Raw genomic sequence first — 25,428 nt, 5'->3', positions numbered from 1 at the left:
ATGGCGGGGGACGGGGCGGCGTCGTCACACCGCCGGGACCGGGCCGAGAATACCGGCTGGACGCGGCCGGACCCGCCCTCGGTCCGGGCTCCCGCCGCGCAGGAGCGTCCGGCCTCGCGGGGTGTGGGTACCGTCTCACCATGCCGCACCCCAAGCGCATCGACCGCGCCGCGATCGTGTCGGCAGCGATCGAGGTGCTCGACGAGCGAGGCCTCGACGCCCTGTCCCTGCGGACGATCGCGGCGCGTCTCGGAGTGCGCCAACCGGCCCTCTATCGCCACGTGGACAGCAAGGTCGACCTGCTCGCGGACGTCGCGGCGGAGGTGCTCGACCGCTGGCACACCGACCGCCTTCCCCGCGACCAGGAGCCCTGGCAGGACTTCCTGGTCAGGAACGCTCGCAGCCTGCGCCGTGCCATGCTCTCGGTCCGCGACGGTGCCCGCCTGATCGCGACGGGCGGCCCCCGAAGTCCGAACGTCGACAACTCGATCGCCCAGGTCGCCCTGCTCGAACGCAGCGGTTTCGCGGGCCCGGACGCGATCCTGGTCTTCATCGCCGTCTCCCGCTACACCATCGGCGCCGCCCTCGAACAACAGACGGCCCGCGACGGCACCTCGATCAACCTCCCCGCCGAACGGACCGACAAGGACGCCCTGCACCTGGCGAAACTCGCGGCCGACGTTGCCGTCCTCGGCCCGGACCACGAGTTCGAGGCCGGTCTCGACGCCCTCGTCCGCGGCTTCGGCCAGTCGCTGGACACCCCGACCGCCTGACCACGCGGGTGATCGTTTCCGATCCGGACGACGATCGGCGAGATCATCGGCTGGACGTACGCCGCGCGTCCCTCAGCCGTCGGATCCGATCCTGTCCGCCCGGTCTGCCCACCGCCTTCTGCAGCATCAGGGTCGCCACCCCGGCCAGCACGATGGCACCCATGTTGATTCCGAGCTGGGCCGCCGAGCCGGCCATCTCGGCCAGGTCACCGAGCGCCAGCGCCGCGGCGAGGTTGCCGGCCGCGGGCACGGTGGTGACCGAGATGAACACCCCGACGAGGGTGCCGGACTTCGAGGCGGTCAGAGACAGCACGCCGGCGATCCCGGCGATGAACGCCACCACGAACGACCACCTGTCCGGGGTCCAGATGAACCCGGTCAGCGGTCTCGGCCGATCGATCTGCGCGAGGGTGATCCAGCCCGCGGCCCGCGCGACCAGGCACAGCACCGTGGTGCCCGCGATCGCCACCGCGAAGCCGGCGCCCAGCGTGAACAAACCCCGGCGCAGCAGGCCCGCCCGCTGGTGCACGATGCCGACCGCGATCGCGGCCAGCGCGACGAACTCCGGCCCCACCACCATCGCGCCGATCACCAGGATCGAGGAGTCGAGCACGACCGCGATCGCGGCGAGAGCGGTGGCGAGGAAGAGGAACGACAGGAACGTCCACGACAGCGCGGCGTCGTCGGAGGTACGGCGTACGACCTCCTCCCAGATGACCGCGTCCGCGCCCTCGCCCGGCGCGGCGCGCTCGGCGCGTTCGGCAGCTTCGGAGATCGCGGTGTCGACGACCTCCATCGCGATCGTCCCGTCGGCCTCCAGGCCGAGGTCGCGCAGGCCACCGAGCACCCCCTCGACGGACTCGCGGGCGATGTCGGCGAACACCAGGTCGCCGGGGGGCCGGATCGACGCGCCCGGCACCACCGCGAGGTTGGCGACGCCGACGCAGTCCTCGAGGAGCGCGACGGCCTTCTCGGTTCGCTCCGACGGTGAGGTCACCCGCAGATGCAGCACGCCGGACATGGTAGGTCGCACACCTTCCGTGTGCGGGCCGGGCCGATCAGCCGGAACGAACCGGACCAGCCGGACCCGCGCCACCAACCGGGCCAACCGGACCAGACAGGTCAGGCGGGACCAACCGGCCCGTACCCCCCGCCGCCCGGTGTCTCCACGACCAGCACGTCGCCGGTACCCACCTCGGCGGAGTCGGCGCCGGCCAGCTCCACGACCGTGCCGTCGGCGCGTTCGATCCGGTTGTGGCCGAGCGCGCCGGGCTGCCCACCGGCCATGCCGTACGGCGGAACGCGGCGGTGGCCGGACAGTGTGCTCACCGTCGCCGGCTCCAGGAACCGCAGCCGGCGCACCGCACCGTCACCGCCGCGCCAGCGGCCCGCACCGCCGCTCCCCCGCCGGATCGTGAAGCTCTCCAGCAGCACCGGCAGCCGCCACTCCAGCACCTCGGGGTCGGTCAGCCGGGAGTTGGTCATGTGCGTCTGCACCACGGCCGCACCGTCGAAGCCGTCGCCCGCTCCCGACCCGGACGCCACCGTCTCGTAGTACTGGTGCCGCTCGTTGCCGAACGTCACGTTGTTCATCGTCCCCGAGCCCTCCGCCTGCACGCCGAGCGCGGCGTACAGCGCACCGGTCACCGCCTGCGAGGTCTCCACGTTGCCCGCGACCACCGCCGCCGGGAACCTCGGCGCGAGCATGCTGCCCTCGGGTACGACGATGCGCAGCGGGCGCAGGCACCCGTCGTTGAGCGGGATGTCGTCGTCGACCAGGGTGCGGAAGACGTACAGCACGGCCGCGGTCGCCACCGACGCCGGCGCGTTGAAGTTCGTGTCGAGCTGGGCCGAGGTGCCGGTGAAGTCGATGGTGGCGGTACGCGCGGCGCGGTCCACCTCGACCCGCACCTCGATCCGGGCGCCGGAGTCCAGCTCGTAGCTGTACGACCCGCCCTCCAGGGTGGCGACGACCCGGCGGACCGCCTCCTCGGCGTTGTCCTGCACGTGCCGCATGTACGCCTGTACGACGTCCAGCCCGAAGTGGTCGATCATCTTCCCGACCTCCTCCACGCCCTTCTCACTGGCGGCGATCTGGGCGCGGAGGTCGGCGAGGTTGGTGTCGGGGTTGCGGGACGGGTACGCCGCCTCGGCGAGCAGCCGCCGTGTCTCCTCCTCGCGCAGCCGGGAGTTCTCCACCAGCAGCCAGTTGTCGAACAGCACGCCCTCCTCCTCGACCGATCGGCTGGTGGCCGGCATCGATCCGGGGGTGAGGCCGCCGATCTCGGCGTGGTGACCGCGGGAGGCGACGAAGAACAGCAGCTTCTCCCCTGCCTCGTCGTACACCGGCGTCACCACGGTCACGTCCGGCAGGTGGGTGCCGCCGTGGTAAGGGTCGTTGACCGCGTAGACGTCGCCGCGCTTCATCGCCGAACCCCGCCGGCGGATCACCTCCTGCACGCTCGCGCCCATCGAGCCGAGGTGCACCGGCATGTGCGGCGCGTTGGCGATTAGGTTGCCGTCGGGGTCGAACAACGCGCAGGAGAAGTCCAGCCGCTCCTTGATGTTCACCGACTGCGCGGTCGAGGACAGCCGGGCGCCCATCTGCTCCGCGATCGACATGAAGAGGTTGTTGAAGATCTCCAGCAGCACCGGGTCCACGTCGGTGCCGACGTTCTCCACGTCGGCACGGGCGCTGACCCGCTCGATCCGCAGGTGGCCGGTGGGGGCGACGGTCGCCGCCCAGCCGGGCTCGACCACCGTGGTGGAGTTGGCCTCGGTGACGATCGCCGGTCCGGTGACGGTGGCGCCGGCGGGGAGCCGGTCGCGGCGGAGGAGGGGTACGTCGTGCCAGCCGTCACCGGCGTACATGCGTACGGTCGGCTCCCCGGCCGCCGCGTCCGCGCCCGGGCCGGCGGGAGCGAGCGCGTCCAGGTCGGGCGGAACGGTGGCGCCGACCGCCTCGACCGACACCGCCTCCACGACCAGCGGCCGGTCCATCAGGAAGGAGTACGTACGCCGGTAGGCCTCCTCGTACTCCGCCACCATCGCGGCCGGGTCGGCCGGCTCGGCCAGCGTCACCGGCACGGCGGTGTCGGTTCCGTCGTAACGCAGGTGCGCCCGGCGGACCACGTCGATACGTTCGGCCGGCACCTCCTCGGCGAGGAGTTCCTCGCGCGCGGTGCGGGCGAGGTCGTCGGCCACCGCCTCGACCCGCTTCAGGCCGTCCGCGTCCAGCCCGCACTCCACGGACTGCTCGCGCATGGTGGTGGTGTCGGCCAGGCCGATGCCGAGCGCGGAGAGTACGCCGGCCATCGGCGGCACCAGCACCGTGCGGATGCCGAGGGCGTCGGCCACCGCGCAGGCGTGCTGGCCGCCCGCGCCGCCGAACGTGGTGAGGGCGTACTCGGTGACGTCGTGCCCCTTCTGCACCGAGATCTTCTTCACCGCGTTGGCCATGTTGGCGACCGCGATCGCCACGAAGCCGGCGGCGACCTGCTCCGGTGTCCGGTCGTCACCGGTGTCGGCGGCGATCCGCTCGGCCAGGTCGGCGAACCCGGATCGCACCACCGAGACGTCCAGCGGCTGGTCGCCGCCGGCGCCGAAGACGTGCGGGAAGTACGCCGGCTGCACCCGGCCGAGCATCACGTTGGCGTCGGTGACGGTGAGCGGGCCGCCACCCCGGTAACAGGCCGGCCCGGGGTCGGCGCCCGCGGAGCCGGGCCCGACGCGGTAACGGCTGCCGTCGAAGTGCAGGATCGACCCGCCGCCGGCCGCGACGGTGTGGATGTCGAGCATCGGCGCGCGCAGCCGCACCCCCGCCACCTGGGTGTCGAAGACGCGTTCGTACGCACCGGCGTAGTGCGAGACGTCGGTGGAAGTCCCGCCCATGTCGAAGCCGATCACCTTGTCGAACCCGGCCAGCCGCGACATCCGCACCATGCCGACGATCCCGCCCGCCGGTCCGGACAGGATGGCGTCCTTGCCGCGGAAGTGCCCCGCCTCGGCCAGCCCGCCGTTGGACTGCATGAACATCAGGCGTACGCCGGACAGCTCGTCGGCCACGTGCTCGACGTAGCGCCGCAGCACCGGCGACAGGTAGGCGTCCACCACCGTGGTGTCACCGCGCGGCACCACCCGCATCAACGGGCTGGCCTCGCTGGACAGCGACACCTGCGGGAAGCCGATCCGCTCGGCCAGCTCGCCGATCTGTCGCTCGTGGGCGGGGTGGAGGTAGCTGTGCAGACAGACCACCGCGACGGCGCGGATGCCGTCGGCGTACACCTCGCGCAGCTGCTCCTCCAGCGTGTCAAGGTCGGGTTGACGCAGGACGGTGCCGTCGGCGGCGACGCGTTCGGCGACCTCGACGACCCGCTCGAACAGCATGTCCGGCAGCACGATGTGCCGGTCGAAGATGCGCGGGCGGTTCTGGTAGCCGATCCGCAGCGCATCGGCGAACCCCTGCGTGATCACCAGCGCGGTGCGCTCGCCGCGGCGTTCGAGCAGCGCGTTGGTGGCGACGGTGGTGCCCATGCGTACCGACTCGATCGCCTCGCCGGTCGGCCGCGCACCCGCTGCCTCACCGGCCCGGTCAAGCAGTGCTCTGACGCCGGCCACCGCGGCGTCGGCGTAGCGGGCGGGATCGTCGGAGAGCAGCTTGTGCGTGACCAGCGCACCGGTGGGGGTGCGGGCCACCACGTCGGTGAACGTGCCGCCCCGGTCGATCCAGAACTGCCAACCCGCGCCCACTGTCCCGCGTGCCAAACCGCTCCCTACCGCTGTTCAGAACAGCACGGTCATGAACGTGTCGGCATGGGTGAAGCCGACGCGTTCGTAGGTGCGCCGTGCCGCGTGGTTGAAGTCGTTGACGTACAACGTAGCCACCGGCGCCACGTCACGCAGCCCGGCCGCGGTCACCGCCGCGACCCCGGGTGCGGACAGTCCCTCGCCCCGCCGGTCCGGCCGCACCCACACGCCCTGGATCTGGAACGCCCGCGGGGTGGCCACACCGATCTCGGCCTTGAAGACGACCTCGCCGTCCTCGAACCGCGCGAACGCGTGCCCCCGGGCGATGAGCTCCGCGACCCGGGCACGGTAGTAGGCCCCGCCGTCGCGATCCTCGGGGCTCACCCCGAGCTCCTCGTGGAAGAACGCCACGCTGGCGCGGTAGAGCGGGTCGAGCTCGTCGATGCGGACCCGGCGCACGGCCGGGTCGGCGGGCACCGCGGGCTGGTCGCGGGTGGTGAGGAACGGCTGGTCGCCGCGCACCCCGCGGGCCGGTCCCCAGGTCGGCGCGAGCGCGTCCCACAGCGGCGCCACCGCGTCGCGCGGGCCCCACACCGACGAGCAGTTACGGCCGTACCGCAGGGCCAGCTCGGCGAACGCCGTGACGGCGGCCGGCGTGGCCGCGACGGGTACGAGGTTGGCGCCGGCGAAGCACAACGACGTGAGCCGACCGCCGTCGCCGTACCCCCACAGCTGCCCGCCCATCCGGCGCAGATCGCTGCCGGCGGCGCGCACCCGGGCGTCGATGAACACGTTGGTCACCGGATCGGCGTCCAGCAGCCGCCGGACCGCGCGAAGGTCGGACGTGCGCAGGAGCCGGACCCGCTCGGTGGTGTCGAGCATCCCCCGCCTCCTCGTGATCGTCACCGACCGGCCGCCCGGAGAGAACTGACCGGTCCCGACGATCCTCGTCCCTGGCCTAGCGCACCTCGACCTCGGGTGCCCCGGATGCTACTCCGGCGTCCTTCATCTCCTCACCGATCCGCATGGCCTCGTCGATGAGGGTCTCCACGATCTCGCTCTCGGGTACGGTGCGCACGACCTCGCCCCGGACGAAGATCTGGCCCTTGCCGTTGCCGGACGCCACGCCGAGGTCTGCCTCGCGCGCCTCGCCCGGGCCGTTCACCACGCAGCCCATCACGGCGACGCGCAGCGGTACCTCCATGCCCTCCAGGCCCGCGGTCACCTCGTCGGCGAGCTTGTAGACGTCGACCTGCGCGCGCCCACACGACGGGCAGGACACGATCTCCAGCTTGCGCGGGCGGAGGTTCAGCGACTCGAGGATCTTGATGCCGACCTTGACCTCCTCCGCCGGCGGGGCCGACAGCGACACCCGGATGGTGTCGCCGATCCCCTTCGCCAGCAGGGCGCCGAACGCCACCGAGGACTTGATCGTGCCCTGGAACGCCGGGCCGGCCTCGGTCACGCCGAGGTGCAGGGGGTAGTCGCACTGCTCCGACAGCAGTTCGTACGCCCGCACCATCACCACCGGGTCGTGGTGCTTCACCGAGATCTTGAAGTCGTGGAAGCCGTGCTCCTCGAACAGGCTCGCCTCCCACAGCGCCGACTCGACCAGCGCCTCGGGGCTGGGCTTGCCGTACTTCTGTAGCAACCTGGGGTCCAGCGAGCCGGCGTTGACGCCGATCCGGAGGGACACGCCCGCGTCGGCGGCGGTACGGGCGATCTCCTTCACCTGGTCGTCGAACTTGCGGATGTTGCCCGGGTTGACGCGCACCGCGGCGCACCCGGCCTCGATCGCGGCGAAGACGTACTTCGGCTGGAAGTGGATGTCGGCGATCACCGGGATCTGCGACTTCGCGGCGATCGCCGGCAGCGCGTCGGCGTCGTCCTGGCTCGGGACCGCGACCCGCACGATGTCGCACCCGGTCGCCGTCAGCTCCGCGATCTGCTGCAGCGTCGCGTTGATGTCGGTAGTCGGCGTCGTGGTCATCGACTGCACCGAGACCGGCGCGTCACCACCCACGAGCACCTTGCCGACCCGGATCTGCCGGGTCCGGCGGCGTTCGGCGAGAACGGGCGGAGGTGCTGCGGGCATGCCGAGGTCGATGCTGGTCACGAGTTGCCCTTCGCTGCTCGTCGCACGCCTTCGCGCGCGTACTGCTGGGTCACTGGCTGGGTCACGGGGTACGGCACCTCAGTTCGATATCCGTACCGGATTGACGATGTCGGCGTACAGCAGCAGGACGCCCATCACGATGAGCACGCTCGCCACCGCGTACGCCACCGGCAGGGCCCGCGCGACGTCGACGTAGCCGGGGTCGGGCCGGCGCCGCAGCCGGGCCACACCGCGCCGCACCGCTTCGTACAGCGCGCCGGCGATGTGCCCGCCGTCCATCGGCAGCAGCGGCACGAGGTTGAACAACGCGACGAAGAGGTTCAGCGCACCGAGCCACTGCAGGAAGGTGGCGATCCGGTCGCCGACCGACACCTGGGACGCGGAGGCGATCTCGCCCGCGACCCGGCTGGCGCCGATCACGCTCATCGGGCTGTCCATCGCCCGCTTCTGACCGAACGCCGCCTTGGCCACCCCGACCATGCGTTCGGGGATGTGCAGCATCGCCTGGGCGGTCGCCGCAGTGAGGCGGCCCATCTCACCGACCACCGCGACCGGCCCCTGGCGTTCGCGGACCACGGTCGGGCTGACGCCGAGGAAGCCGACGCGTTCCAGCTGCGCGGGGTTGTTCGGGTCCGGCCGGTCGGCCGCGATCAGGGTGGCGTGCAGGGTGCGCCGCACGCCGTCCCGCTCCACCCCGATGGTGACCGGGCCGGCGCCGGCCTCGCGGATCAGCCCGGACGCCTGGTCCCAGGAGCCGACCGGGGTGCCGTCGAAGGCCACGATCTGGTCGCCGGGCCGCAGGCCGGCCTTCTTCGCCGGGGACAGCGGGTCCGCGGCCGTGCACTTGCGGGCGCCGTCGGCGGCGGGAACCACGCAGTCGGGGACGGCGCTGACCGTCGGCTTGGGCACGTCGGTGCCGAAGCCCATCAGCACGATCCCGAACAGCAGCACCGCCAGGATGATGTTCATGAGCGGGCCGCCGCTCATGATGATCAGCTTCTGCCACCACTTCTTGGTGTAGAAGAGGCGGTGCTCCTCACCGGGCGGCGTCTCCTCCGCCGAGGAGTTGCGGGCCTCCTCGATCAACGTCTGGAACGGCCCGGTGCTGGCCTTGCGCATCCGCCCGTCGGGGGCCGGCGGGAACATCCCGATCATCCGGACGTAGCCGCCGAACGGGATGAGCTTCAGGCCGTACTCCGTCTCACCGCGCGGGCGCGACCAGACCGTGCGGCCGAAGCCGACCATGTACTGCGTGACGCGGACGTCGAACAACTTCGCCGGGACGAAGTGGCCGATCTCGTGCAGGGCGACCGAGGCAAGGACGCCGACGAAGAAGACGACGGCACCGATGATCGCGATCAGGTCCATTTCACGTCCAGCTCAGGTCCGTGGCAGGTGAGTTCCAGGTTCATGCGGAGGAGCCCTCCCGGTCAGGCGATGCGGCGTGGCCCTCGATGAGTTCGGCGGCGCGGGCGCGTGCCCAGGTCTCCGCCTCCAGAACCTCCGGGAGCGTACGGGGGTTCCCGCCGGCTCCGGGGCCCGCCTGGTGAGCGTACTCCCCGACGATCGCGGCCACGGTGTCCACGATGCCGAGGAACGGCAGCCGACCCGCCGTGAACGCCGCGACGCACTCCTCGTTGGCGGCGTTGTAGACGGCCGGCGCGAGGCCGCCCCGCTCCCCCGCCTCGCGGGCGAGGCGCACGGCCGGGAACGCCTCGTCGTCCAGCGGCTCGAACTCCCAGCTGGCGGCCCTGGTCCAGTCGCAGGCGGGCGCGGCGTCGGGCACCCGGTCCGGCCAGCCCAGCGCGAGCGCGATCGGCAGCCGCATGTCGGGCGGGCTGGCCTGGGCGATCGTGGACCCGTCGGCGAACTCGACCATCGAGTGCACGACCGACTGCGGGTGGACCACCACCTCGATGTCGGCGTACGGGACGTCGAACAGCTCGTGCGCCTCGATCACCTCCAGCCCCTTGTTGACCAGGGTGGCGGAGTTGATCGTGACCACGGGGCCCATGTTCCAGGTGGGGTGGGCGAGGGCCTGCTCGAGCGTGACGTCGGCGAGAGAGGCCCGGCTCCGGCCGCGGAACGGGCCGCCGCTGGCGGTGACCACCAGCTTGCGCACCTCGGCCCGGCTGCCGGAGCGCAGGCACTGCGCGAGGGCGGTGTGCTCGGAGTCGACGGGGACGATCTGGCCGGGCTTCGCGGCGGCCCGCACGAGGGGGCCGCCCGCGATCAGCGACTCCTTGTTGGCCAGCGCGAGCGTGCGGCCGGCGTTGAGGGCGGCGAGAGTAGGCGCCAGCCCCACGGAGCCGGTCATGCCGTTGAGAACGGTGTCGCAGGGCCAGGTGGCGATCTCGGCGGCCGCGTCCGGGCCGGCGAGGATCTTCGGCACGCTGAAGTCCCCGCGGGAGTAGCCCTGCCGCTGGGCCTCGGCGTAGAACGCCAGCTGGAGATCCTGGACGACGGTCGAGCGGGACACCGCCACCACGTCCACCCCGAGGTCGAGCGCCTGCCGGGCGAGCAGGTCGACCTGCCCGCCACCGGCGGCGAGGCCGGCGACGCGGAACCTGTCCGGGTTGCGGCGTACGACGTCGATCGCCTGGGTTCCGATCGAGCCGGTCGAGCCGAGGAGCACCACCTCACGCATGAGCACCAGTGTCCCCTATCGGAGTGGCCGGGTGGCGTACGGTCGCGTCTCGGTGGGTTTTTGACCGATCGGTCATATACTCCACCCCATGTCGGACATCGCCCCGGTACCCACCCGCACGCGGGGCAGGCCACCCGGCCGGCCGCGGTGCTTCGATCCCGGAGCGGCCCTGGACGCGGCCGTCGAGGCGTTCCTCGCCCGGGGCTACCACGCGACCTCGCTGACCGACCTCACCACCGCCACCGGGCTGCACCGGGGCAGTCTGTACGCCGCGTTCGGCGACAAGCACGCCCTGTTCCTGGCGGCACTGCGCCGGCACGCCGAGCGCAGCCTGGCCGCGCTCGACGCCACGGTCACCGGAGCACCCTCGCCGCTTGAGGGCGTCGCGCGGTTCGTCCGCGACCAGGCCGAACGCGCCGCCGGACAACTGGCTGGGCAACCGGGTGGGCAACCAGACGGGCAGCGGGGCGGGCGCGGCTGCCTGGTCGCCAACACCACGCTCGAGCTGCTGCCCGGGGACCACGAGGTGGCGCGGGAGATCGAGGAGTACCAGCGGCGGATGGCGGCCCGGGTCGCGCGGGCGCTGGACGAGGCGCGCGCGGCCGGCGAGCTCACCGGCCCGGGCCCGACGGCGGCGCTGGCCCGCTACCTCTTCGTGGTGGTCGAGGGGATGTGGCAGCTCGGGCGTACGACGAACGACACCGGCACGCTGCTCGGCGTCGCGGACGTCGCCCTCACCACTCTCACCGCCCGGACCTGTACGGCACCGTCCGATGCGAACCCGGAATCCGGGTATACGGACCCGACGACCTGACCACGTACGCACCACCCACCGACGAAAGGTCACCCCCATGACACCCCTCTCCGGCAACGCCCCCAAGCCCGGCACCTGGAAGGAGCGGCTGGGCGCCGTCGGCGTCTGGAGCAGCTCCCTGAACTGGGCGTCCGCGGCCTCGGCCCGCGAGGCGGCCGCCGAGATCGAGGAGCTCGGCTACGGCTCGCTCTGGGTCTCGGAGACCCCGCTATCGAAGGAGCCGTTCACCAACACCGCGGTCCTGCTGGCGGCGACGGCGCGGATCCCGATGGGCACCGGCATCGCCAACGTGTGGGCCCGGGACGCGACCGCGGCCAGGGCGGCCACGCTGACGCTGTCGGAGGCGTTCCCCGGCCGGTTCCTGCTCGGCCTCGGTGTGAGCCACCTGCCCGCCGTGGAGGCGAGGGGCGGACAGTACGCACGCCCGCTGGCCAAGATGCGCGACTACCTCGACCAGCTGGAGGGCGGCGCGCCCTACGAGGCGAACCGCGGTACGGAGGACCCGCCGGTGGTGCTCGCCGCGCTGCGGCAGAAGATGCTGGAGCTCGCCCGCGACCGCACGCAGGGCGCGCACCCCTACTTTGTCCCGCCCGAGCACACCGCCCGGGCGCGGGAGGTGCTGGGTGCCGGGCCGCTGCTGATCCCCGAGCAGGCGGTGCTGGTCGAGACCGACCCCGACAAGGCGCGTGCGCTGGGCCGGGAGCACACGTCGTACTACCTCAGGCTGCCCAACTACACGAACAACCTGCGCACCCTCGGCTTCACCGACGAGGACTTCGGCGACGGCGGCAGCGACCGGCTGGTGGACGCGATCGTGGCGTGGGGCGACGTCGACGCCGTACGCACGAGGGTGCGCGCGCACCTCGACGCCGGCGCCGACCACGTGCTCCTGCAGGCGGTCGCCCCCGAACACGGGCTCGGGCTGGACCAGCTGCGCGAACTCGCGCCGGCCCTGCTCGGCTGATCAGCCAACCCGGCTGATCAGTCACTCAGCCGGCCGAAGCTGCCTCGGCGGCTTCCACCACGTTGGTCAGCAGCATCGCCCGCGTCATCGGGCCCACCCCGCCGGGCATCGGCGCCAGCCAGCCGGCCACCTCGCGCACACCCGGGTCGACGTCGCCCACCAGGCCGGCGTCGGTCCGGGTGATGCCGACGTCGAGCACGGCGGCGCCCGGCCGCACCATGTCGGCCCGGATCAGCCCGGGCACCCCGGCGGCCGCGACCACGATGTCGGCGTTGCGCACGTGCGCGGCCAGGTCCTTGGTACGGGTGTGGCACAGAGTCACGGTGGCGTTCTCCGAGCGCCTCGTGAGGATCAGCCCGAGCGGCCGGCCGACCGTGATGCCGCGGCCGATCACGCAGACCTCGGCACCGGCCAGCTCCACGTCGTACCGCCGCAGCAGCTCGACGATGCCGCGCGGCGTGCACGGCAGCGGCGCCGGGTTTCCGTGCACCAGCCAGCCGAGGTTGGCCGGGTGCAGCCCGTCGGCGTCCTTGGCCGGGTCCATCAGGGCGAGCACGCGGTTGGCGTCCAGCCCCTTCGGCAACGGCAGCTGGACGATGAACCCGGTGCAGGCCGGGTCGGCGTTCAGCCGGCGTACCTCCGCCTCGACCTCCTCCTGGGTGGCGTCGGCGGGCAGCTCGACCTGGATGCTCTCGATGCCGACCTGCGCACAGTCGCGGTGCTTACCGCGGACGTACGCGTGGCTGCCGGGGTCGTCGCCGACGATCACCGTGCCCAGTCCGGGCACGACCCCCTGCGCGCGCAGCCGGGCCACGCGTTCGGTCAGCTCGGCGCGGATGGCCGCCGCCGTCGCCTTGCCGTCCAGGATCCGTGCGCTGCTCATCGCTCTCCTCGTTCGGGGCCAGGTGTCGGTCGACGTAGGTTCGTCACGTCCGTACGTCGTTCCTACCAGGGCGGGTGTGGCGGACCTCGCGGTGGGCGGACGGCGTGGGGCGGCTCACCGGAAGATGACCGTCCGCATGCCGTTCAGGATGACCCGGTGCTCCAGGTGCCAGGTGACCGCCCGGGCCAGGGCGAGGCTTTCCAGGTCGCGGCCCACCGCGGCGAGCTTGGCCGGGGTCAGCGTGTGGTCGACCCGGGCCACCTCCTGCTCGATGATCGGCCCCTCGTCCAGCACCTCGGTGACGTAGTGGGCGGTCGCGCCGATCAGCTTGACGCCGCGTTCGTACGCCTGGTGGTACGGCTTCGCGCCCTTGAAGCTCGGCAGGAAGGAGTGGTGGATGTTGATCGCCCGGCCGACAAGCTTCTCGCAGAGGTCGTGGGAGAGCACCTGCATGTAGCGGGCCAGCACCACCAGGTCGACCCGTTGCGCGGACACCAGGTCGAGGATCGCCTGTTCCTGCGCGCCCTTGGAGTCCGCCGTCACCGGCAGGTGGTGGAACGGCAGCCCGGTCTTCTCCACCATCGGTCCCACGTCGGGGTGGTTGGACACCACGGCCGCGATGTCGGCCGGGACGGCGCCGACCCGGCAGCGGTACAGCAGGTCGTTGAGGCAGTGGTCCTGCTTGGAGACCAGCACCAGCAGTCGCTGGCGGGCGCCGAGGTCGCGTAGCTGCCAGTCCATCCCGAAGGTGGCGCCGATCGGGGCGAAGCCGACCTGCAGGTCGTCCAGCGTCGTCTGGGCGGACTCCGCCTGGACGTGCACCCGCATGAAGAAGCCGCCGTCCAGCCGGTCGCTGAACTGCTGGCTGTCGACGATGTTGCAGCCCCGCTCGGCCAGGAACCCGGCCACGGCGTGCACGATGCCGAGCCGGTCGGCACAGGAGAGGGTGAGGACGTACTCCGGCCGGTCGCTGGTGTTACTCATGGGTTCGATTGTCCCGGGCACCGGCCTCCGGCACGGCACGACCCCGTCAGCCGCCCGGTGTCAGCGTCCGTGGCGGTGACCGAAACCTGCCCGATCCGCCCCGGGGATGTGGACGAACGGGATTTTCCCACCCGCCGGGTCTAGCGTGCGCCGATGGCCTCGGCCCCCGCGAAGACCTCGACACGCCCACCGGGCCGGCTGCGCGGCTGGCTCCCCCGCGCCCACCCGGTCTCCTGGTGGATGCTCGGCGTGTCGTCGCTGGCGATCCTGATCACCTCGATCGACCGGGTGATCCTGCCCACCGTTCTGCCGGACATCCTGAAGGAGTTCGGGCTGTCCAACACCCAGGGCGGGGTGCTGGTGTCGCTGTCCTTCGTGGGCACGTTCGTGGGTGCCGTCGTGCTCGGCGTGGTCGGCGACCTGTTCGGCCGGGGGCACCTGCGGGCGCGGACCTGGATCGTCACGGTCGCGGTCACCGTGGTGGCCGCCGTCGCCACCGCGCTGTCCCACGGCATCGCGGCGCTGCGCGCCTGGCGGGTGGTGATGGGCATCGGGACCGGCGGGATGGAGCCGGTGAACGTCGCCCTGGTGAGCGAGTGGTGGCAGAAGGAGAACCGCGGCTTCGCGGTCGGCGTCCACCACACCGGCTTCCCGATCGGCCAGCTGCTCGGCCCGGTCCTGATCGGCTGGGTGCTGCTGGTCGGCACCTGGCGGGACGCGTTCCTGTGGCTGCCGCTGATCGCAGTACCGATCATGGTCGCCCAGCTCGTCCTCGGCCGCCGGCACAACCTCGAACGCGTGAACGCCTGGATCGAGCGCCACCGGATGACCCCGGCAGTCCCCCTGCCCGACGACCAGCCGACCGGCAACCCGCTGGCCAAGCTGCGGATCGCGTTCGGCCACCGCAACGTGTGGTGCGGCCTCGGGCTGGCGTTCTGCCTGCTGTGGGCGGAGACCGGGGTCACCGCGTTCCTCACCGTCCAGCTCACCAAGCACGCCGGGCTCACCCTGGCCATGGCGGCCGTGGTGTCCGGCGCGTCCGGCATCACCGGATGGATCGGGCAGATCGTGTGGGGCACGCTGTCGGACCACCTGGGACGGAAGTTCTCCCTGGCGATCATCTGCGCCGGCTGGACCGCGACCGTGCTGGCGATGATCTGGATCAGTTCACCGGCGTCGGCCTGGGCGGTGCTGATCGCCTGGGGGCTGTTCCGCAACTCGCCGTTCCCGGTGGCGTACGCGCTGGTCGTCGACTCCACGCCGCGGGCCGCTTCGTCGGGGATGGGCCTGGTGGTCGGGATCGCCCTCGGCGTCTCCGGCATCATCGTGCCCACGGTGTCCGGCTGGATCATCGACCACTACGGCTTCACCTGGGACTACGTGATGCTGGCGGCCGCGTGCCTGCTGGCGTTGCTGCCGATCGCGGCGATGCGGGAGACGGTACGCCGGAGGACGGCGGAGCCGGCCGGGCAACCGGTGGCCGGCTGACGGCCCCGCCGTCCTCTCGCGGGTCGCCCCGCGCGCGTGCCTACTCGTCGAACGCCGTGGTGTCGAACATCTCCGCCTGGGTCATCGACCACCAGTCGGTGGCGAGCTCGCGCCGGACGTACTCGTACGGCAGCCAGCCGTAGCCGCCGTCGCCCCAGGAGTCCCCCCACGAGTTGCGGATGAGGAACGCGCCCGTCTGCGTGGTGTTGTCGCCCGGGTTGGTCACCTTGCGCTTGTCGTCGTACCCGACCGCGGCGATCGCGTGCCCGCCCAGGACGTTCTCCTTGGCGCTCGGGAACGGAATGTCGCCGGGGCTGGCCGGCTTCTGGATCGACTCGTAGACGGTGAAGCCGAACATCGCCGGGATGCCGGCGGCGAGGTGGCTGCGCACCTCCGCGAGGGTGTCCTCGCCGTTCGTGCCGGCCGGGTCGAGCCGGAAGTACTGCAGGGCCTGGTAGTTCTGCGCGAAGGCGAACGCGAACGCGGGCGGGTCGTCGTCGAACTTCGCCACGTCGTAGGGCCAGTACTTCTCCGGCGGTGAGCCGAACGCCGCGAGCGCGCCCATCACCGAACGCAGGTAGGCGCCGGTGTCCCCCTTCACCCCGAGGAAGTCGCGGGTGACCTTGTAGAGGAACAGCCGGGACAGGTCGATGTACTTCCCGCTGGCCCGGCGCTGGTAGTACTCCATGATCCCGCAGGCGGCGTTCGCCGTGCACGAACCGAGCTCGCCCTGGTCCTCGACCGAGGAGCACCACTGGCGCAGGTCGGCCTTGGGCGGGAGCTTGTTGGTCGCCCGGCCACCCCCCGCGGTCGTCATCCGGTCAGCCAGTCCACGCAGGCTGGCCGAGGAGGAGTTCTTCAGCTTGTCCAGGACCGGCGTGGACCGGCTGGTGAGGTCGCGGACGTCGGGGCGGTCGGGCAGCCAGCCCGTGCCCACCGGCCGGGTCCGGCCGGGCAGGACGATCGTCTCCATGGGGTCTCCAGGCGTTGCTCCGGCGGTGCGGATGGAGCGGGTTCACGTGGTGTTTTCCCAGGTCGGGCCCGACATATGTCCGGCAGTGGTCCGGTCGGTGGTCCGGCAGTGGTCCGTTCGGTGGCGTCGCCCGGTGCTGCGCATCGATCGCGGTCCCGGGCATGATGCGTGGCATGGGCAGCAGGGGCAGCACAGGTGGCGAGGACAGATCCGGAGCGTCCGGGCCGCGACGTCCCCTGCGGCCGGGTGAGACCCGGGTCCAGCGGGCCGACCGGAACTTCGCCGAGATCCTCGGCGAGCTGCGGGTCCTGCAGACCGGCGTGCAGATCCTGTTCGGTTTCCTGCTGATCCTCGCGGTGCAGCCGAGGTTCGCCGAGACGTCGACCTTCGGCCGGATCACCTACGTCGTCACGTTGCTCCTGTGCTGCCTGGCGACCGCGCTGCTGATGGGGCCGGTCGCCTACCACCGCGCGCTGTTCGCGAAGGGCCTGAAGCCGGAGATCGTACGGGTGTCCAACCGGTTCGCGCGGGCAGGCATGCTCGTGTTGCTGCTCGCCATCGACGGAGCCGTGCTGCTGGTGATGGACTTCGTGTTCGGCCTGCCCGTCGCACTGGCGCCGGCGGCGTTCGTGCTGTTGTTGTTCGCGGCGGCGTGGTACGTCCTGCCGACCAGGCGGCTGGCGGCCCTGGACCGCGAGCTCCGTGCGGGGCGCGACGAGCCCGGGGACAACGACCGTGAGTCCTGAGCCCGGCGCCGACCGCCCCTTCACGCCGCGGGTGGCCGTCGTCGCCGACGACCTCACCGGTGCGGCCGACAGCGGCGCCGGTTTCCTGCGGGCCCGGTTGAGCACCACCGTCACCTGGGCCGAGGAAGTCCTCGCCGGCGGCGTGACCGGCTCCTCCCATGGCCACACCGACGTACTCGCCGTCGACGCCGGCACGCGCCGGGCTACCGCCGAGCAGGCCGCGGCCACGACGGGGCGGCTGCTCCGGGCGCTTCGCCTTGCCGGCACAGGCGTCCTCTACCAGAAGGTCGACTCGATGGCCCGGGGTAATCTCGGGGCCGAACTCGACGCCGCGTTGCGGGCCTGGCGTCCCGGTGCGGTGGCGGTGGTCGCCCCGGCGTTCCCGGCCGCGGGACGCACCACGGTCGGCGGCATCCAGCGGGTGCACGGCGTACCCGCCGAACGCGGCGACCTCGCGGCCCGGCTGGACGGGGCCGGGTTACGCCCGGCACTGGTCGACCTGACGGGCGTACGAAGTGCAGACCCGCGGGCTGTTCTCCTGCGTTCGCTGCGGCCCGGCATCAGGGCCCTGCTGTGCGACGCCGAGACCGACGCCGACCTGGCCGCGATCGCCGGGGCCGCCGCCGCGCTGTCGGGCCCCGTGGTGTGGGTGGGCTCGGCCGGTCTGGCCCACGTACTCCCCGCGGCGCTGGGGCTCACCGGCGACGCCGGCCAGTACGACAAGGTCGGGTTGACAGCAGCGGGCAAGGCCGGGTTGACAGGGGATGGCACGGCCAGGTTGACGGTCGATCCCGAGGCGGACCTGAACGGACACGACGTCGTCCCGGGCGGACCGGTCCTGGTCGCCGTGGGCAGCGTGCACGCCTCCGCCCGCGAACAGGCCCGCCACCTGCTGGCCGACGGCGCGGGTCACGTCGAGGTGCCGGTCGCCGGCCTCGACCAGCACGTCGACGTGACCCTCGCGGCGATCCGGCGACACCTGCGGGCGGGTACCGACGTCGTACTCACCCTCTCCGACGACCTCGGCACCGCCGGCCCGGACGACCACCGGCTGACGGCCCGGCTCGGCGAGCTCACCAGGCCGTGCGCCGACCTGGTGGCCGGGCTCGTCCTGACCGGCGGGGACACCGCCACCGGCCTGCTGCGGGCCTGGGGTGTGCCCGGGCTGCGGCTGTGCGCCGAGGTCGAGCCCGGCGTGCCCCTGTCGGTGACGACCGGTCCCCGGCGAATCCCGGTCGTCACCAAGGCCGGCGCGTTCGGGGACGCCGCGACGCTCCGCCGTGCCCGGGCTCGGCTCGCCGCCTTCACCAACTCGTCCGCCCCCTCGGGCACCGACTCGTCCGCCCATTCGCCATCCGCCGAAGGAGAACGATGAACCGTCCTGTCATCGCGATCACCATGGGAGACGCCGCGGGTGTCGGTCCGGAGGTGGTGGTCAAGGCCCTCGCCCACCGGGAGACGTACGACCTGCTCCGGCCGGTCGTCGTCGGGGACGCCGGCCGGCTGCGGCGCGCGGTGGAGCTCACCGGCACCGGCCTGGACGTCCGCGAGGTCGACTCTCCAGCCGGCGCGGCGTACACCGCGGGCACTGTCGACTGCATCGACCTCGGGCTGATCCCGGCCGACCTGGAGTTCGGCAAGCTGTCCGAGGTCGCCGGCAACGCCGCGTTCCGCTACATCGAGCGCGCGGTCGAGCTGGCCACCGCCGGCGACGTGGACGCCATCTGCACCGCGCCGCTGAACAAGGAGGCGCTGCACGCCGCGGGGCACCGCTACCCCGGGCACACCGAGATCCTGGCCGCGCTGACCGGCACTCCCGAGGTGTCGATGATGCTGAGCGCGCCGCAGCTGCGCGTCGTCCACTGCACCACCCACATCGGGCTGGTGGACGCGGTGGCGCGGATCGAGCCCGGCCTGGTCGAGCGCACGATCCGGCGCGGTCACGAGACGCTCGTGCGGTCGGGAATCGACGCGCCGCGGATCGCCGTCTGCGGCATCAACCCGCACGCGGGCGAGAACGGCCTGTTCGGCAACGGCGAGGAGGAGACGAAGGTCGCCCCCGGCATCGCCGCCGCGCGGGCCGACGGGATCGACGCGCGCGGTCCGCTGCCCGCCGACACGGTGTTCTTCCGGGCCGTACGCGGCGACTTCGACCTGGTGGTCGCGATGTACCACGACCAGGGACACTGCCCGGTCAAGGTGCTCGGCCTGGATTCAGGCGTCAACATCACCGTCGGACTGCCCGTGGTGCGGACCTCGGTCGACCACGGTACGGCGTTCGACATCGCCGGCACCGGTGACGCGGACGAACGCAGCATGCTGGAGGCGCTGCGGCAGGCGGCCGAGCTCGCACCCGAACGCGACGTGGCCTGAGGTTCGGCGTTCGGCCACGTCACGTACGTGGGGGGGCACCGGGCGCATCTTCGTCCGGTCACCGGCCGGTTGAGGTCTGTTCACGACCGTTCACCGGCTTACCCGCGCGCGATGTCGGCGGTTGCCGCTAGCGTTCCGGCGAAGATCATTCTCGGCCGGAAGGACGCCCCGATGTCGCCTCGCCCTGACCCGGTTGTGCCCTCCTCCCCGCTCGGCCGGCGGCGGTTCCTCACCCTGGCAGGTGCCTTCGGCGGCGCGGCCGCCGCGTGGGGCGGGATGGGCGCGGCCGGCACCGCCTGGGCGGCGCCCCGCGCGGGGGTGACCGGTCCGGCGGCTTCGGCAGCCGGTGTCGCCGGTGCGGCCGCCGGGTCGGGCGCGCCGCTGTCGTTCGCGGTTCTCACCGACACCCACGCCAACGTCGGCGCGACGGCGGGGCTGGACACCCTGCGGCGCACCTTCGCCTCCGTGCAGGCCGCCGACCCGACGTTCGTCCTCAACTGCGGCGACATCACCGACTACGGCGCCGACGACGAGTTCGAGGCCTACCTGTCCACGATCCCGGCGGGCCTGCGCGACCGGCTCCACCACGTGCCCGGCAACCACGAGGTGCGCTGGGACCTGCACGCCAAGGAGCTCTACCACCGGTTGTTCGGCCCGGCGCCGTACTCCTTCGACGTGGGCGGACTGCACGTCGTCGGCCTGGACCCGACGCAGCTGCTGCAGGAGCCGGGCCACTTCGGCCGGGACGGCCTACGCTGGCTGGCCGACGACCTCGCCGCGGCCGGGCCGAGCGTGCTCTTCCTGCACTTCCCGATGGGCGCCGAGCACTACTACGTCAACGACCAGGACGCCTTCTTCGAGACGGTGGCCGACCTGCCGGTGCGGGCGATCTTCGCCGGGCACATCCACCGCGAGCAGGTCGTACGCACCAACGGCCTGACCCAGGTCTCTGCGAACGCGGTGAAGAACGGCGCCTTCTACTACTGGGTCGACCGGGTGTCCGACGCCGGGCACAGCGTGCTGCGGGTCTCCGCCGTCGCGGTCGCCGCCGACGGCACCGAGACCCGGCGCGACCTCACCACGATCCCGCTGGAGGAGGACCGCACCACCCGACAGCTCCGGCCGGTACGCATCGACGTCGGGGCGCCGTCGGGCGGCCGGGTGCGGGTCGACGTCCAGGTCCCCTCGACCGGCTCCACCGGCACGCAGGCGCAGGTCTATCCGCAGCAGATCTTCGGCGGTGGCTCGGCCGGCACCTGGGCCGACCTGACCCGGACCAGCCGCGGCTGGTCCGGTTCGGTCGAGGTGGCCGCGCTGGCGGCCGGCGCGCATCGGCTGCAGGTGCGGGTGCTCGGCGCCGGCGGCGCCCGCTGGGACGCGACCCGGCCGTTCACCGTCCCGGCCTCCGGTGGCGCACCCCGCGACCGGTGGCAGGCGCGGCTGCCCGGCAGCATCCAGGGCGCCCTGGCCGAGCACGACGGGCTGGTGGTGGCCGCGACCACCAGCGGCGCGGTCGAGGCGTTCCGTCCCACGCGAGCCGGGCGTGAGGTGGCCTGGCGGACAACTCTCGGCCCGGTCCATCGCGGCCCGGCGTTCACCGCGGACGGCACGACCGTCCTGGTCCCCTCCGCCGACCATCACCTGTACGCCCTCGACGCGGCGGACGGCCACGAGCGCTGGGTGTTCGGCGTACCCGACCCGGTGCTCAGCTCACCCCTGGTGACGTCGGTGGGCGGCGACGCAACCGCGGTCTTCACCGCCGGAACGACCTTGTACGCCGTGCACGCCGAGACGGGTGAGCAACGCTGGAAGGCCGACCTGCACGGCTTCTTCGCCGGCCGCGCGGCCTGCGACGGCGACCGGGTCTACGTCGGCGGCGGTGACGGACGGGCGTACGCCTTCGACGCCGCGACCGGTGCGCAGGCGTGGTCCTACGACGCCACCACCCGGCAGGACTCCTACGGCCGGCTGCTCTACGGGCCGTGGGACGACACGGTCGAACTGCTTCCCGGCGGCGGGGTTCTGGTGTCCACCGTGTCCTCGGCCGCCGCACTCGACCGCGCGTCGGGCGAACGCCGGTGGAGCGTGGCGGGCAGTTACGTCTACTCCCCTTCGCCGGTCACCGACCGCGGTGTGGTGCTGATCGACGAGTGGGGCCGGGTGCAGCTGGTCGACCCGGCGACCGGAGTCGCCACCTGGAAGGCCGAGATCGGTGCTCGCGCGCTCAACTCCGGACCGGTCGTGGTCGGCGACCTGATGTGGAACGTCGCGGTGACCGGGTTGCTGGCCTGCGTCGACCTCACCGACGGGACCGTGCGGCACCGCCGCCAGCTCGGGCCGGCCAACACGTTCAGCACGCCCGTGCTCGTGGACGGCCTGCTCGTCACCGGCGACCAGGACGGTACCCTGCGCGGCATCGAGCTCCCGTAGACCTTCGAGACAGGTCGAGAACGGACGCGTCAGCTGCCCCGCGGCTCGGTCCAGAAGGTGACCTCCGGGCTGTACTGCCCCGTCGGCTTCACCCTGGACCCTGACGGTGACCTCGTGGTCGGGGTATACCGCCGGCCGAGCACGCCTCAACCCGCCAGTCAGCGGTGCAAACGCTCTCCGCGACGGAGCATGGCCAGATAGCCGGCGATCCGGCGTTGGCGTGTCTCCGGACGCTTGGCGTCGTTGATGCGCCAGATGATCGAGTAACGGTTGCGGGCGTCCAGTTCGGCGAATGCCGCGGCTGCCGCCGGGGCGTTGTCAAGCTCGCGTTGCAGATCCTCGGGGATCGAGGCTGTCCGTTGCCCTTCGTAGGCGGCGTTCCAGCGTCCATCAGCCTTGGCGCGTTCGACCTCGCCGAGGCCGGCTGGTCGCATCCTCCCTGCTTGGGTGAGCCGGGCGACGTGCTCGACGTTCCTGACGGACCAGCGGCTGTTCGGCCGGCGCGGGGTGAAGCGCTGTCGATAGCTGCCGTCGTCATGTCGTGCGATCTGCCCGTCGATCCAGCCGAAGCACAGCGCCTCGTCAAGCGCTTGCGCGTAGGTCAGGGCTGTCGTCTCTCCGCCCTTCTTGTGCAGCACCAGCCAGACCCCGGGGTGGTCGGCATGGTGGTTTTCGAGCCAGGCGCGCCATGCCTCGGCGTCCTGGACAAGCAGATCTGCCAGATCGGTCAAGGCGCGGCGCTACTGTGTCACCGCGGAACGGGGACTGAGGCAGAACGGTTGGCCGTCTGGATCGAGCAGCACCCGCCAACGGCCGGCGCCCGGTTGGAACTCGGGTTGGCTGGCGCCGATCGCGCACAGGCTGTTGGTCGCCTCGTCCAGGTCGTCGACCTGCAGATCGAGGTGGAATCGCTTGGCGCCAGCCTCGTCTGGCCACTGTGCGGCCCGGAATCCCTCGACCTTGCCGAAGCCGATCTTGATGCCGTTGCCTTCGACCATCCCGTAGCTGTCGTCGCTGTAGGTGACTACCCAGCCGAGCGCGGCTGCGTAGAACCGAGCCATCCTCGCCGGCTCTGCGCTGTCGATGTTGAACATCGACAGAGCTGCCATCGACTCGTCTTGCTTTTCCATGGACTGTGTGTGAGTCATGCATATAAATTAGAGACATGACGCCAACCCAGTCAAGCCGTCAGCATGCAGCCAACGTCCTGGGCGCGTTGAGCCTCGTGGTCGCTGACCGGATGAACAGCGCCGTCGAGGCGGTCACACGGCTCGGCCCGTCGGCCCCTGCCGCACTTGCCGCGTTGCACGAGTTCCTCGACGGCGGGTCGGTCACCCAGCTGAGTTCCGTTCTGGGCTTGACTCACTCGGGCACCGTTCGTCTCGTCGATCGCCTTGCCGTCGAGGGCCTCGTCGAGCGGGGCCGAGCGCAGGACGGACGGGCCGTGTCTGTCGTCTTGACGCGCACCGGCCACCGCACGGCAGCGCGGATACTTCAGGCGCGCCAGGAGTCACTGGCCCGCGCGCTGTCCGGGTTGTCCGCCGATGATGTCGAGACTCTTGCGGCAGCGCTGGATGCGATGCTGACCACAGTCACCCTCACCAGAGTCGAGGAACGTTCCGCCCGCACCAACGAGCGTTCACAGCCTTGGCTGTGCCGCCTCTGCGACTTCGCCGCGTGTGGCCGTGACGAGGGCGACTGCCCGGTCAACAACGTCGTTACGAACAGCACGGGGACTTGAGATTGCCGCACGTCCCTCGGTGGCGGCTGCCAGAGCTCCTGACGCGCGCGTGCTGGACACGATCTGGGCCAGGTCACCGGCTGGTGCGGGCGAAGGCGCGCACCAGCCCAGCCGTCAACGACGGCTTGCCCCACAACGCCTAGTAGTCCGCGCGGGTGCGGGCGAAGTCGAGCATGAGGTCGACCTCGGCGGCGGAGTAGTGCCGGATCATCCAGTCGACCATCCGCAGGCTCATCGCCGCCCAGTACAGCCGCAGGGTCTCCGGCTCGATGGTCCGGTCGAGCACGTCGTCCAGCCACCGCGCGGTGTCCGGGTCACCGTTGCGGGAGGCGACGTCGAACCGCAGCGTCACCAGTCCGAACCTCCGGTCACCCCGCCCGATGCCGTCCCAGTCGACGATGCCGCTGATCCCACCGGCGCCGTCGACCAGCACGTTGCCCACGTTGAAGTCCAGGTGCACCAGATCGTCGCCGGTCATCCGTGCGCCGTCGCCGACGCCGACCTCGCGGATCCACGCCAGCAGTCGCCGGGTCCGGTCGTCGTAACGCGCCAGAGGTTCGTGCAGGCAGAAGCCGGGCCCGCTGTGCCGCAGGTACAGATCGGGCGGCTCCACGTCGGGACGGTCGGCCAGTAGGCCCGCGAATCGTTCGTTGAGCTCGACCATCGCCTCGACGACCGCCCGGTCGACCCGGGCCGGCGGCGAACCCGGCAGCCGTTCCTGCACGATCGCCACCGCATCGGGCACTTCCGCGATCAGGTCGTACGCCGGGACGGGCAGGCCCTGCGCCCGCGCGGTCGCCAGGATCTCGGCAGTGGTGCGGAGAACGTCGGCCGAGGACCCCGGGCCCATGGTCAGCACGCCGTCCCGGCCGTCCGGCCAGCGGACGAAGGCGGCCCCGACCTCTCCACCGGGCGCGGGCCCGAGCAGGGTCAGCCCGGCGTCGGTGTGCTCGTTGACCAGGGCGACGAGGTGGGCGGGGTCGAGCCGGCGTACGGGTGCCAGCTCGGGATGATCATCGGGCATGACCGCAGACGCTACTCCGCGGCCGTGCGGATGCCGAGCAGTGCGACGTCGATGCCGCGCCGGGCGGCTGCCCGTACCTCCGCCAGCGACTCACCCTGAGCGATCGCGGTCAGCGCGGCCGCCTGCGCACCGCCGGTGAGCGCGCCCACGAACGCCGCGGCGCTCACCCGGTCGAGCCGGTCGGGGTACGCCCGGCACAACGCGTCGGTCAGCTGCCGCTGGGCGTCGAAGATCACGTGCAGCGCCCGGGCCTGCAGGGCCGGCACCGACAGCACCAGCCGCGCCCGCACGGTGTAGATCAGCTCGGCGTGCGCCTCCTCGGCCTCGTCACCCGAGCCTTCGGCGGCGCCCATCAGGGCCAGCACCCCCTCGGCGACCCGGGCGAGCAGGTCGCCGACGTCCTCCTGGTCGGCATGGTCGGTGATGAGCCGGACGGCGAGGTCGATCCGCTCGCCGGTGTCGGCGAACAGCACGGCTTCCTTGCTCGGGAAGTAGTTGAAGAACGTCTTGGTGGAGACGTCGGCGGCCGCGGCGACGGCGGCGACCGTGGTCTGGTCGTACCCCTGCTCGTCGAACAGCCTGATCGCGGTCTGGATCAGGATCTGGCGGGTTCGCCGCTTCTTGCGCTCGCGGAGTCCGGTGCCGTCCGACATGCGGACACGTTACCCCAGCTGTATTCCTACACTCGCTGTAATCCTGCACTGGTTGGGCCGGTCCCCAGGGCCG

The 25,428-nt window shown here is 72.0% G+C and carries 22 protein-coding genes; 9 read left to right on the top strand and 13 right to left on the bottom strand.

What is annotated here, in order from left to right:
* Positions 1-140: 140 nt before the first annotated feature.
* Positions 141-773 (top strand): TetR/AcrR family transcriptional regulator C-terminal domain-containing protein, encoded by a 633-nt coding sequence (locus FHR37_RS05700; RefSeq protein WP_175542475.1) that lies wholly within the window; start codon positions 141-143, stop codon positions 771-773.
* Between the two features lie 43 nt (positions 774-816).
* Here FHR37_RS05700 and FHR37_RS05695 read toward each other — a convergent pair whose 3' ends face one another.
* From FHR37_RS05695 to dxr, 6 genes are all read right to left on the bottom strand, one after another.
* Entirely contained in the window at positions 817-1,794 is a 978-nt protein-coding gene (locus tag FHR37_RS05695; RefSeq protein WP_202884487.1) for a DUF389 domain-containing protein, read from the bottom strand.
* Positions 1,795-1,895: 101 nt separating this feature from the next.
* Complete coding sequence (locus FHR37_RS05690) at positions 1,896-5,537, bottom strand: hydantoinase B/oxoprolinase family protein (RefSeq protein WP_202884486.1); 3,642 nt, start codon at positions 5,535-5,537, stop codon at positions 1,896-1,898.
* 18 nt (positions 5,538-5,555) lie between these two features.
* Positions 5,556-6,401, bottom strand: coding sequence for a GNAT family N-acetyltransferase (locus tag FHR37_RS05685; protein WP_092883145.1), 846 nt, complete (start codon positions 6,399-6,401; stop codon positions 5,556-5,558).
* A 76-nt stretch (positions 6,402-6,477) separates the two neighbouring features.
* On the bottom strand, positions 6,478-7,614 hold the full coding sequence (gene ispG, locus FHR37_RS05680; RefSeq protein WP_092883244.1) for a flavodoxin-dependent (E)-4-hydroxy-3-methylbut-2-enyl-diphosphate synthase: 1,137 nt from the start codon (positions 7,612-7,614) through the stop codon (positions 6,478-6,480).
* Between the two features lie 99 nt (positions 7,615-7,713).
* Positions 7,714-9,003, bottom strand: a complete 1,290-nt coding sequence (locus tag FHR37_RS05675; protein ID WP_092883146.1) for a M50 family metallopeptidase — start codon at positions 9,001-9,003, stop codon at positions 7,714-7,716.
* Positions 9,004-9,043: 40 nt separating this feature from the next.
* Positions 9,044-10,282, bottom strand: coding sequence for a 1-deoxy-D-xylulose-5-phosphate reductoisomerase (gene dxr, locus FHR37_RS05670; protein ID WP_202818039.1), 1,239 nt, complete (start codon positions 10,280-10,282; stop codon positions 9,044-9,046).
* Positions 10,283-10,370: 88 nt separating this feature from the next.
* Between dxr and FHR37_RS05665 the strand changes: the two genes are divergently transcribed.
* Entirely contained in the window at positions 10,371-11,096 is a 726-nt protein-coding gene (locus FHR37_RS05665; RefSeq protein ID WP_092883147.1) for a TetR/AcrR family transcriptional regulator, read from the top strand.
* 37 nt (positions 11,097-11,133) lie between these two features.
* Positions 11,134-12,060, top strand: a complete 927-nt coding sequence (locus FHR37_RS05660; RefSeq protein WP_092883148.1) for a TIGR03620 family F420-dependent LLM class oxidoreductase — start codon at positions 11,134-11,136, stop codon at positions 12,058-12,060.
* 25 nt (positions 12,061-12,085) lie between these two features.
* Here the strand turns inward: FHR37_RS05660 and FHR37_RS05655 are convergent, their stop codons facing one another.
* The gene (locus tag FHR37_RS05655; RefSeq protein ID WP_092883149.1) at positions 12,086-12,943 is read right to left on the bottom strand and encodes a bifunctional methylenetetrahydrofolate dehydrogenase/methenyltetrahydrofolate cyclohydrolase; all 858 of its coding nucleotides are present in this window, start codon (positions 12,941-12,943) and stop codon (positions 12,086-12,088) included.
* A gap of 114 nt (positions 12,944-13,057) precedes the next feature.
* Complete coding sequence (gene purU / locus FHR37_RS05650; RefSeq protein ID WP_092883150.1) at positions 13,058-13,927, bottom strand: formyltetrahydrofolate deformylase; 870 nt, start codon at positions 13,925-13,927, stop codon at positions 13,058-13,060.
* 153 nt (positions 13,928-14,080) lie between these two features.
* On the opposite strand from purU, the gene FHR37_RS05645 reads away from it, so the two are divergent.
* Positions 14,081-15,415, top strand: a complete 1,335-nt coding sequence (locus FHR37_RS05645) for an MFS transporter (protein ID WP_202818040.1) — start codon at positions 14,081-14,083, stop codon at positions 15,413-15,415.
* A 40-nt stretch (positions 15,416-15,455) separates the two neighbouring features.
* On the opposite strand, the gene FHR37_RS05640 is transcribed toward FHR37_RS05645, so the two are convergent.
* Positions 15,456-16,388, bottom strand: a complete 933-nt coding sequence (locus FHR37_RS05640; protein ID WP_092883151.1) for a C1 family peptidase — start codon at positions 16,386-16,388, stop codon at positions 15,456-15,458.
* Between the two features lie 173 nt (positions 16,389-16,561).
* Between FHR37_RS05640 and FHR37_RS05635 the strand changes: the two genes are divergently transcribed.
* The 4 genes from FHR37_RS05635 (at position 16,562) to FHR37_RS05620 (ending at position 21,937) form a co-directional block, all read left to right on the top strand.
* The gene (locus FHR37_RS05635) at positions 16,562-17,134 is read left to right on the top strand and encodes a DUF6328 family protein (RefSeq protein ID WP_237768735.1); all 573 of its coding nucleotides are present in this window, start codon (positions 16,562-16,564) and stop codon (positions 17,132-17,134) included.
* Entirely contained in the window at positions 17,124-18,509 is a 1,386-nt protein-coding gene (locus tag FHR37_RS32930; protein ID WP_175542476.1) for a four-carbon acid sugar kinase family protein, read from the top strand. Before FHR37_RS05635 ends, FHR37_RS32930 begins: the two co-directional genes overlap by 11 nt.
* Entirely contained in the window at positions 18,506-19,507 is a 1,002-nt protein-coding gene (pdxA, locus tag FHR37_RS05625; protein WP_092883153.1) for a 4-hydroxythreonine-4-phosphate dehydrogenase PdxA, read from the top strand. Before FHR37_RS32930 ends, pdxA begins: the two co-directional genes overlap by 4 nt.
* A gap of 171 nt (positions 19,508-19,678) precedes the next feature.
* A complete protein-coding gene (locus FHR37_RS05620; RefSeq protein WP_175542477.1) occupies positions 19,679-21,937 on the top strand; it encodes an outer membrane protein assembly factor BamB family protein in 2,259 nt (752 codons plus the stop codon).
* Positions 21,938-22,095: 158 nt separating this feature from the next.
* On the opposite strand, the gene FHR37_RS05615 is transcribed toward FHR37_RS05620, so the two are convergent.
* Positions 22,096-22,668 carry a YdeI/OmpD-associated family protein gene (locus FHR37_RS05615; RefSeq protein ID WP_092883155.1) on the bottom strand — a complete coding sequence of 191 codons (573 nt, stop codon included), beginning with the start codon at positions 22,666-22,668 and terminating at the stop codon, positions 22,096-22,098.
* Between the two features lie 9 nt (positions 22,669-22,677).
* Positions 22,678-23,067 (bottom strand): VOC family protein, encoded by a 390-nt coding sequence (locus tag FHR37_RS05610; protein WP_092883156.1) that lies wholly within the window; start codon positions 23,065-23,067, stop codon positions 22,678-22,680.
* Between the two features lie 35 nt (positions 23,068-23,102).
* On the opposite strand from FHR37_RS05610, the gene FHR37_RS05605 reads away from it, so the two are divergent.
* The gene (locus FHR37_RS05605; protein WP_092883157.1) at positions 23,103-23,678 is read left to right on the top strand and encodes a MarR family winged helix-turn-helix transcriptional regulator; all 576 of its coding nucleotides are present in this window, start codon (positions 23,103-23,105) and stop codon (positions 23,676-23,678) included.
* Between the two features lie 139 nt (positions 23,679-23,817).
* Here FHR37_RS05605 and FHR37_RS05600 read toward each other — a convergent pair whose 3' ends face one another.
* Both FHR37_RS05600 and FHR37_RS05595 read right to left on the bottom strand, forming a co-directional pair.
* On the bottom strand, positions 23,818-24,702 hold the full coding sequence (locus FHR37_RS05600; RefSeq protein ID WP_092883158.1) for an aminoglycoside phosphotransferase family protein: 885 nt from the start codon (positions 24,700-24,702) through the stop codon (positions 23,818-23,820).
* Between the two features lie 11 nt (positions 24,703-24,713).
* Complete coding sequence (locus FHR37_RS05595; RefSeq protein ID WP_092883159.1) at positions 24,714-25,355, bottom strand: TetR/AcrR family transcriptional regulator; 642 nt, start codon at positions 25,353-25,355, stop codon at positions 24,714-24,716.
* Positions 25,356-25,428: the final 73 nt, after the last annotated feature.

This window comes from Actinopolymorpha cephalotaxi (assembly GCF_013408535.1).
GTDB classification, from domain to species: domain Bacteria; phylum Actinomycetota; class Actinomycetes; order Propionibacteriales; family Actinopolymorphaceae; genus Actinopolymorpha; species Actinopolymorpha cephalotaxi.
Note: the sequence above shows the minus strand (reverse complement) of the source record. Positions and strands in the feature narration are given on the sequence as shown.